This is a genomic window from uncultured Thiohalocapsa sp. (assembly GCF_913062725.1).
Lineage (GTDB): Bacteria > Pseudomonadota > Gammaproteobacteria > Chromatiales > Chromatiaceae > Thiohalocapsa.
Window position 1 is genome coordinate 19,148 of record NZ_CAJXWY010000054.1, and the last position, 8,727, is coordinate 27,874.

At 66.8% G+C, this 8,727-nt stretch carries 6 protein-coding genes; 4 read left to right on the plus strand and 2 right to left on the minus strand.

Going from position 1 to position 8,727, the window contains the following annotated elements; translation table 11 throughout:
• Positions 1 to 20 precede the first annotated feature (20 nt).
• Both QZ588_RS14015 and xseA read right to left on the minus strand, forming a co-directional pair.
• Positions 21 to 1,514, minus strand: coding sequence for a circularly permuted type 2 ATP-grasp protein (locus QZ588_RS14015; protein WP_295543570.1), 1,494 nt, complete (start codon positions 1,512 to 1,514; stop codon positions 21 to 23).
• 333 nt (positions 1,515 to 1,847) lie between these two features.
• The gene (xseA, locus tag QZ588_RS14020; protein ID WP_295543563.1) at positions 1,848 to 3,290 is read right to left on the minus strand and encodes an exodeoxyribonuclease VII large subunit; all 1,443 of its coding nucleotides are present in this window, start codon (positions 3,288 to 3,290) and stop codon (positions 1,848 to 1,850) included.
• Between the two features lie 153 nt (positions 3,291 to 3,443).
• On the opposite strand from xseA, the gene guaB reads away from it, so the two are divergent.
• From guaB to QZ588_RS14040, 4 genes are all read left to right on the plus strand, one after another.
• Positions 3,444 to 4,910 (plus strand): IMP dehydrogenase, encoded by a 1,467-nt coding sequence (gene guaB / locus QZ588_RS14025; protein WP_295543564.1) that lies wholly within the window; start codon positions 3,444 to 3,446, stop codon positions 4,908 to 4,910.
• A gap of 116 nt (positions 4,911 to 5,026) precedes the next feature.
• Positions 5,027 to 6,601, plus strand: a complete 1,575-nt coding sequence (gene guaA / locus QZ588_RS14030; protein WP_295543565.1) for a glutamine-hydrolyzing GMP synthase — start codon at positions 5,027 to 5,029, stop codon at positions 6,599 to 6,601.
• A gap of 231 nt (positions 6,602 to 6,832) precedes the next feature.
• Entirely contained in the window at positions 6,833 to 7,324 is a 492-nt protein-coding gene (locus QZ588_RS14035) for a hypothetical protein (protein WP_295543566.1), read from the plus strand.
• Between the two features lie 276 nt (positions 7,325 to 7,600).
• Positions 7,601 to 8,287: a hypothetical protein gene (locus QZ588_RS14040; protein WP_295543567.1), complete on the plus strand. Its 687-nt coding sequence runs from the start codon at positions 7,601 to 7,603 to the stop codon at positions 8,285 to 8,287.
• Positions 8,288 to 8,727 lie beyond the last annotated feature (440 nt).

Sequence of the window (8,727 nt, forward strand, 5' to 3'; positions counted from 1 at the left end):
CACCGCAGCCGAGCCCAGCACTAGGTCTTCTGGGTCTGGGATTGGGATTGGGATTGGGATTGGGATTGGGATTGGGACTGCGCGAACGACTGGGCCTCGGCCTGGGACTGTGCGCCGGCACCCTCGGGGATGATCCAGGTGTCCTTGCTGCCGCCCCCCTGGGAGGAGTTCACCACCAGCGAGCCCTTGCGCAGGGCCACGCGGGTGAGCCCACCCATGGTCACACTCTGCCGGTCGGCGGAGAGGATGAACGGACGCAGATCCACGTGGCGCGGCTCCAGGGTCTGTTTGACGATGGTGGGCACCGTGGAGATGCCGAGGGTGGGCTGGGCGATGTAGTTGCGCGGGTCCTTCTTCACCCGCTGGACGAATTGGCTGCGCTCGGCCTGGGTCGCCGCCGGGCCGACGATCATGCCGTAGCCGCCGGACTCGTTGGCGGGCTTCACCACCAGCTCGGCGATGTGCTCCAACACATACGCCAGCGCCTCGGGCTCCATGCAGCGGTAGGTCGGCACGTTTGGGATGATCGGGTCCTGATCCAGGTAGTACTTGATGATCTCAGGCACGAAGGCGTAGACCACTTTATCGTCCGCCACACCCGCACCCGGGGCGTTGGCCAGGGCGACGTTGCCCGCTTTCCAGGCCCGCAGCAAACCCGGCACGCCGAGGATGGAGTCGGGCTGAAACGCCTCGGGGTCCAGAAACAGGTCGTCGATGCGCCGATAGATGACATCCACCCGCGCGGGGCCGTCGACGGTGCGCATGTAGCAACAGTCGTCATCACCGACGAACAGATCGCGCCCCTCCACCAGCTCGGCACCCATCTGCTGGGCGAGATAGGCATGCTCGAAATAGGCGGCGTTGTAGATGCCGGGCGTCAGCACGACGACTTCGGGATATTCCGCCGGCCTGGGTGACAGCGCCGCCAGGGTATCGAACAGCTGGCTCGGGTAGTCATCCACCGGCAGCGGGGCGTAATGCTCGAACAGCTCCGGCAGCACGCGCTTGGTGACCAGCCGGTTCTCGAGCATGTACGACACGCCGGAGGGCACCCGCAGGTTGTCTTCGAGCACATAGATGGTCCCGTCGCGGTCGCGCACCAGGTCCGAGCCGCAGATGTGCGCCCAGATGCCGAGCGGCGGGTCCACGCCCACGCATTGGGGCCGGAAATTCACGGATTTCGATAACACCGACTGCGGAAAGACCTTATCGGCGACGATGCGCTGATCGTGGTAGAGGTCATCGATGAACAGATTCAGCGCCTGCACGCGCTGCTTGAGCCCCGCTTCCACCCGGCGCCACTCCTGCTCCGGAATCGCCCGCGGGATCACGTCGAAGGGCCAGGCCCGGTCGATCATGCCGCCCTCTTCGGAGTACACCGTGAAGGTGATGCCCATTTCCTTGATGGTGGCCTCCGCGGCCCGCTGGCGGGCGGCGAGCTCGTCGCCACCGAGGGCCTCCAGGTCAGCCGCGAGCGCCTCGCAGCCGGTGCGGGGCATGCCGGGGGCCTGCATCAACTCGTCATAAAAGCCTTCGCAGGCGTAGTGGTCCCAAGTGCCCTGTGTCGTCACCGTAGCCCCCAGTTCATCGTCAAGCCCTACCTTGCCCGTCGTCGGAATCCCCAGCGCCGCGCGACCCGCCGTGCCGGCCGCCGGCATTGTGCGCCCTGTCAGGGCCCCACTCAAACGCCGTGCTGCGGCGCGCTGTTGCGCTGCGATTGCGGATCATCAATTACCCACACCCAAAGTGGTGATAATGTCCGTCACGAAACCATCCACTCCTCCTTTCGCCGCCCCGACCCGTCGGCGCGGCGTTTCTTTTTGCTCGCTGCTCACACGCGATCGCCCTTACTCCGTTTCCCCGGCGTGCTTCCCCAGCGCGTCCTTCCAGCGTGCGCCTTCAGTCGGCGCATCTTCCGCCGCAGGCGTCACCGCGGTCACCGTCGCACGCAACGACCCATGACCGAGGCGCAGGCTGATGTGCTCGCCGTCGGACACCTCTGCGGCTGCGCGCACCACGACGTTATCGCGCTGGCGCGTGACGATGGCGTAGCCACGACGCAGCACGGCCAGCGGACTCAGTGCCTCCAGGCGGGCACCCGCATGGGCCAGGCGCTCCCGGCGCCGCGCCAGGGCCTGGCCCGCCAGCCTGGGCAGGCGAGCAGACAGCCCGGTGAGCCGCAGCCCGGCCTCGCGCAGTCGGCGCTGCGGGGCCACCGCCTGCAGCGCCGAGCGCTGATGCGCCAAGGCGACGGCATGCCGCTGCAAATCCCGGCGCATGGCCAGGTCCAGACGCTGCCAGGTCCGGTCCAGCGTCTGCGCGAGCTGCCGCAGCCGCGTCAGCGGGTGACGCAGCCGCAGGCGCCGGGTCAGGGCATCGAGCCGCTGGGTCGCGGCGCTGTGACGGACGGCGAGCCTTGCGCGCAGCCGCTGCTCGAGCGCCGTCAGGCGGTGGCCCAGATCCGCCTGGGAGGGCACCGCCATTTCCGCCGCCGCCGAGGGCGTGGGGGCGCGCTGATCCGCGGCGAGGTCCGCAATGCTGAGATCGATCTCGTGGCCGATACCGGTGAGCACGGGAATCGCCGAGGCGCGAATGGCGTGGGCGACGCCCTCCTCGTTGAAGGCCATCAGGTCTTCCAGCGAGCCGCCGCCGCGGGCGAGGATCAGGAGGTCGCATTCGGCGCGGCGATTGGCCAGGGCCAACGCCGCTGAGATCGCCGCCGCCGCGCCCTCCCCCTGCACCGCCACGGGGTAGATCAGCACCGGCACCAGCGGCAAACGCCGCGCCAGCACGGTGAGCAGATCATGCACTGCAGCGCCGTTGGCCGAGGTAATGAGCCCGATGCGCGCCGGCAGCGTCGGCAGCGGGCGCTTCTTTTGCTCGTCGAACAGCCCCATCGCCGCCAGGCGACGCTTGCGGCGCTCCAGCTCCAGGCGCAGCGCCCCCTCGCCGGCGGGCTCCATGTGCTCCACACGCAGCTGGAAATCGCCGCGCGCCTCGTAGAGCGTCAGCCGTGCCCGCACCAGCACCTGCTGACCATTCGCGGGCCGAAAACCGAGCAGCTGGCGGCGCTGACGGAACAGGGCACAGCGCACCTGCGCACCCGGGTCCTTGAGGGTGAAATAGCAGTGCCCCGAGGGCGGCTCGGCGAGGTTGGAGATCTCGCCCTGCACCCAGAGCAAGGGCAGCGAGCCCTCCAGGATGGCACGCGCCTCCGTGTTGAGTCGGGAGACGGTCCAGACATCTCGCTGGAAATCGACGGTTTGCTCGGCGCCGGCGGCGAAGGACATGACTGGGTGTTGACTGGACTTGTTGGTTGGGCGAAGGGCAGCGCCGCTTTCCGGGGGCGCCCACGACCGAGCGGTATCAGTTTACCGCGTCGCGTTGAATTTCTATGATAAGAGGTTAACTGATCGGCACCCGACTCCCGCCGGAGACCCGCCATGCGCCTGCTCGGTGAAGCACTCACCTTCGACGACGTCCTCCTCGTGCCCGCCCACTCGCAGGTGGTGCCGAGCGAGGTCGACCTCTCCACCCAACTGACCCGCGGCATCGCGCTCAAGATCCCGCTGCTGTCGGCGGCCATGGACACCGTCACCGAGGCCAGGCTGGCCATCGCCCTGGCGCTGGAAGGCGGCATCGGCATCGTGCACAAGAACATGTCCATCGAGCGCCAGGCGCGCGAGGTGCAGACGGTCAAGCGCTACGAGAGCGGCATCATCCGCGATCCCATCACCGTGGACTCGCAGATGAGCATCGGCGAGGTGCTGGCCATCACCCGCGCCCACAACATCTCCGGCGTGCCGGTCACCGAGGGCGGCCATCTCGCGGGCATCGTCACCGGCCGCGATCTGCGCTTCGAAACCCGTATGGACGCGCCGGTGTCGGCCATCATGACGCCGCGCGAGCGGCTGGTGACCGTCAAGGAGGACGCCAGCCGCGACGAGATCCTGAGCCTGCTGCACAAGCACCGCATCGAGAAGGTGCTGGTGGTGAACGACGCCTTCGAGCTGCGCGGACTCATCACCGTCAAGGATATCCAGAAGGCGGCGGACTTCCCGAAGGCCTCGCGCGATAACCACGAGCGCCTGCGGGTGGGCGCCGCCGTGTCCGTGGGCACGGGCACCGAGGAGCGCGCCACGGCCCTGGTGGAAGCCGGCGTGGACGTGCTGGTGGTGGACACCGCCCACGGCCACTCCCAGGGCGTGCTCGAGCGCATCCGCTGGATCAAGGAGCACTTCCCCGACGTGCAGGTGGTGGGCGGCAACATCGCCACCGGCGAGGCGGCGAAGGCCCTGGTGGAGGCCGGCGCCGACGCCGTGAAAGTGGGCATCGGCCCGGGCTCCATCTGTACCACCCGCATCGTCGCCGGCGTCGGCGTGCCGCAGATCACCGCGGTGGCCAACGTGCACGAGGCCCTGGCCGGCACCGACGTGCCGCTGATCGCCGACGGCGGCCTGCGCTACTCCGGCGATGTGGCCAAGGTGATCGCCGCCGGCGCCAACAGCGTCATGATCGGCAGCCTGTTCGCGGGCACCGACGAGGCGCCGGGTGAAGTCGAAATCTACCAGGGCCGTTCGTACAAGTCCTACCGCGGCATGGGCTCACTCGGCGCCATGGGCGGCAAAGAGGGCTCCAGCGACCGCTACTTCCAAGAGCAGACCGAGCCCGGCAAGCTGGTGCCCGAGGGCATCGAAGGCCGCGTGCCCTACAAGGGCAGCGTGCTCAACGTCATCACCCAGCTCATCGGCGGCCTCGCCTCCAGCATGGGCTACACCGGCTGTCGCACCATCGGAGAAATGCGCACCAAACCGCAGTTCGTGCGCGTCAGCGCCGCCGGCATGCGCGAGTCCCATGTGCATGACGTGCAGATCACCAAGGAAGCGCCGAACTACCGCATCGATAACTGAGCTTCGCAGCCCGCGAGCACCGAACACCCGGATGCGACGGGTCCATGGCGTCTCCAGGCTGGTGACCCGCCGATGCCGCATGCCCTGGCCCTCGAACCGCCTGCGTCGAAACGCCCATGACCAACATCCACTCCGATCGCATCCTGATCCTGGACTTCGGCTCCCAGTATACGCAGCTGATCGCCCGCCGCGTGCGCGAGGCCGGCGTCTACTGCGAGCTGCATCCCTGGGACATGCCATCGGCGGCGATCCGGGACTTCGCGCCCAGCGGCATCATCCTCTCCGGGGGGCATCAGTCGGTGCATGTCTCCGAGACGCCGCGCGCCGACCCCAGCGTCTTCGACCTGGGCGTGCCGGTGCTCGGCATCTGCTATGGCATGCAGACCATGGCCGCGCAGCTCGGCGGCCAGGTGGCCGCGGCATTGGCGCGCGAATACGGCTACGCCCAGGTGCGCGCCCGCGGCCACTCCCGGCTGCTGCGTGACATCGAAGATCACACCACGCCCGAAGGCTACGGGCTGCTGGACGTCTGGATGAGCCACGGCGATCGGGTGGAGACCCTGCCGCCCGGCTTCAGCGTCATCGCCGAGACCGCGAATGCCCCCCTCGCCGGCATCGCCGACGAATCCCGCGGCTTCTACGGCGTGCAGTTCCACCCGGAGGTCACCCACACGCCCCAGGGGCGGCGCATCATCGCCCGCTTCTGCCATGAGATCTGCGGCTGCGGCAACCTGTGGACGCCATCCAACATCATCGAGGACGCCATCGCCGCCGTGCGCCGGCGGGTGGGCGCCGAGCATGTGCTGCTCGGGCTCTCGGGCGGCGTCGACTCCGCCGTGGTGGCCGCCCTGCTGCACCGGGCCCTCGGCGATCAGCTGACCTGTGTGTTCGTCGACAACGGCCTGCTGCGTCTCGGCGAGGGCGATCAGGTGATGGCCACGTTCGCCCGGCACATGGGCGTGCGGGTGATCCGCGTGGATGCCGAAGCCCGGTTCCTCGAGCGCCTCGCAGGCGTCGAAGACCCGGAAGAGAAGCGCAAGGTCATCGGCAACACCTTCATCGACGTGTTCGACGCCGAGGCCGGCAAGCTCCAGGGCGTCAAATGGCTGGCCCAGGGCACCATCTATCCCGACGTCATCGAGTCCGCCGGCGCCAAGACCGGCAAGGCCAAGGTCATCAAGTCACACCACAATGTCGGCGGCCTGCCGGCGCAGATGAATCTGGGCCTGGTCGAGCCGCTGCGGGAACTCTTCAAAGACGAAGTCCGCAAGCTCGGCCTGGAGCTCGGCCTGCCGGCGGAGATGGTGCAGCGCCACCCCTTCCCGGGGCCGGGCCTGGGAGTGCGCATCCTGGGGGAAGTCAACAAAGACCACGCCGACACCCTGCGCCGGGCCGATCACCTCTTCATCGAAGCGCTGCGCACCGCCGGCCTCTACGACCAGGTCTCCCAGGCCTTCGCGGTCTTCCTGCCGGTGCGCTCCGTGGGCGTCATCGGCGACAACCGCCAATACGCCCATGTCGTCGCGCTCCGCGCCGTGGAGACCGTGGACTTCATGACCGCCCGCTGGGCACAGCTCCCCTACGACTTCCTCGACCACGTCAGCCGGCGGATCATCAATGAGGTGGACGGCGTCTCCCGCGTGGTCTACGACATCACCGGCAAGCCGCCCGGCACCATCGAGTGGGAGTGAGCCGCACGGCCTGCGCGCACCGCCCTACCCCCACCGCCGTCGCCAGACGCGCCGCCGCTCTCGACAACCGCGACGGCGAAAGCCCCGGCTGATGGCGGACCCGGCGGCACAGGACCAGCACTGGATGCGGCATGCGCTGCGGCTCGCGGCGCGGGCCATCGGTACCGACAAAGGGCTCAGCGCTTACGCCAGGAGCTGCTGGCTGATCCCTACTTCAAGGGTGTCCCCTCGATGCAGCTGGAGAACCGCAAGACGGCGTTGGCCTTCCATGCCAAGGATGATGCGCCAGAGGTGCGACGGGAGGTCTACAAGCTGCTGATCCAGGCTGAGGTGCGCTTCTATGCGGTGGTCCGCAACAAGACCGCGCTCGCGACCTATGTGCAGCAGCAGAATGCGCGTGATCCCGGCTATTGCTATCGCCAGAACGAGCAATATGACCTGTTGGTGAAGGAGCTTTTCGACAAGCTGCACCACATGGCCAGCCAGGTGCGTGGCTGCTTCGCCAAGCGCGGCACCAAGCCGGGGAACGATGCCTTGAGAACGGCGCTGGAGCAGGCGGCGGCTTCGTTCGCCCAGCGCTTTGGCTTTGCCCATCCGGCGACGAACGAGGTGATCTCGAGCACGCCACCGCAGTGTGTCGGGCTCCAGGCAGCGGACGACTACCTGTGGGCGCTGCAGCGCTTCTACGAACGGCGAGAGGAGCGTTATCTGGGGCTGATCTGACAGCAGATGGGCGAGATTCACGCCCCGGATCAGCTCAACGACGGTCGACGTGGGGCCTTCTACCACAAGGGTAAGCCGCCGACGTTGGCCAGTCTGGAGAAGATGGGAGGGCCGGGGGTATAGGGTCTGCGGATCGAAACCCGCGGACCACACGGCATGAAGCCGAATTTCGTCCCTAGCCGGCCGAGAGACTAGAACCTAAGCCACTAGAAATCAAGGTTTGCTTGGAGGGCGTTCCTCGCTGAGCAGGCGTCTTCAAACCAGACGAGGTGACCGATGACGGATCGTATTCTTAGCATTCTCGAGCAGTTGGAGCAGACCCGGGAGGACTTGCTCGCCCTCTCGGACGATATCTGGCTCAGCATCGACCACAACGACAGCCAGGCTTTGGAAGAAGGCGTCGCCTTCAAGAAGCAGTACAACGCCAAGGTCGCGGCTTTTGATGTGTTGGCCGGCGAGCTGTCGGCGCTGGTGCAGCAGTTCACGGCGGTCAAGCTCGATGCCGAGGAAGCAGACTTGGACAGCAACACGCCGCAGGGGCACGAACGCAAAGTCCATGCGCTTGATCAACATGAGCCGCATGGACTCGATGAGGACTTCACCTTCAAGCGACCTTATGGCTTTCAGCTAGAAGAGGTCGCCGAGTCCAACATCAAGACCTGGCGGCGGCTTTATGAGCTGTTCTGCCGACACCTCGCCGAACGCGACTCGGCCCGCTTTGCCGGGTTACCGGATGATCCGCGCTTCATCACGCGGCGAGGTAATCCAATCTTCAGCCGTGATCCGCAGAGCCTGCGCTCAGCGATGTCGTTGCCGGGTGGTCTCTATGCCGAGGTCAACCTCTCCGCCAATCATCTTCGAGATCAGATGAAGTCGCTACTGGATGCCTACGGGATCAATCGGCAGGCGCTGCGGTTGTATCTGCGCCAGGATCGCGACGCTGCGCCTGAACTCTCTCTCTAACCTTCGCAAAGACTGATCCCATGAGTAAACTTGCCGTGATTACCCCAGCGGGCACCGTGCCGCGCGTTCCTGAACAGCCGCTAAGGTCATCTCGTTGCACACAGCTCCGTACGCTCTGGCTCGGGCTGCAGCGGGTGCGGGACTTCGCCGAAGGCATGCAATTTGCCCAAAACTTACAGGGCACTTAGCAGATTTGTGTGCAAAGGGATGCGTTAACGCATCCGGCTCCTCGGCCTGCACATTCGCTACCTAGCTTCAACACTGTGAACCACGCGCGCGGGCGGGAGAGGATAGCGCTTCAGAAGACGTTTGAAGGCCGACCAGTCGAGGCGTGTCGCGTGGGAGCGACGGTTGAGCCACTTGCGCCAGCGCCGTAGTACCTCAAAACGCAAGCGACAGCGCACGCGCGCTGCCAGTGATCCCGTAGTAGGCATCATGGC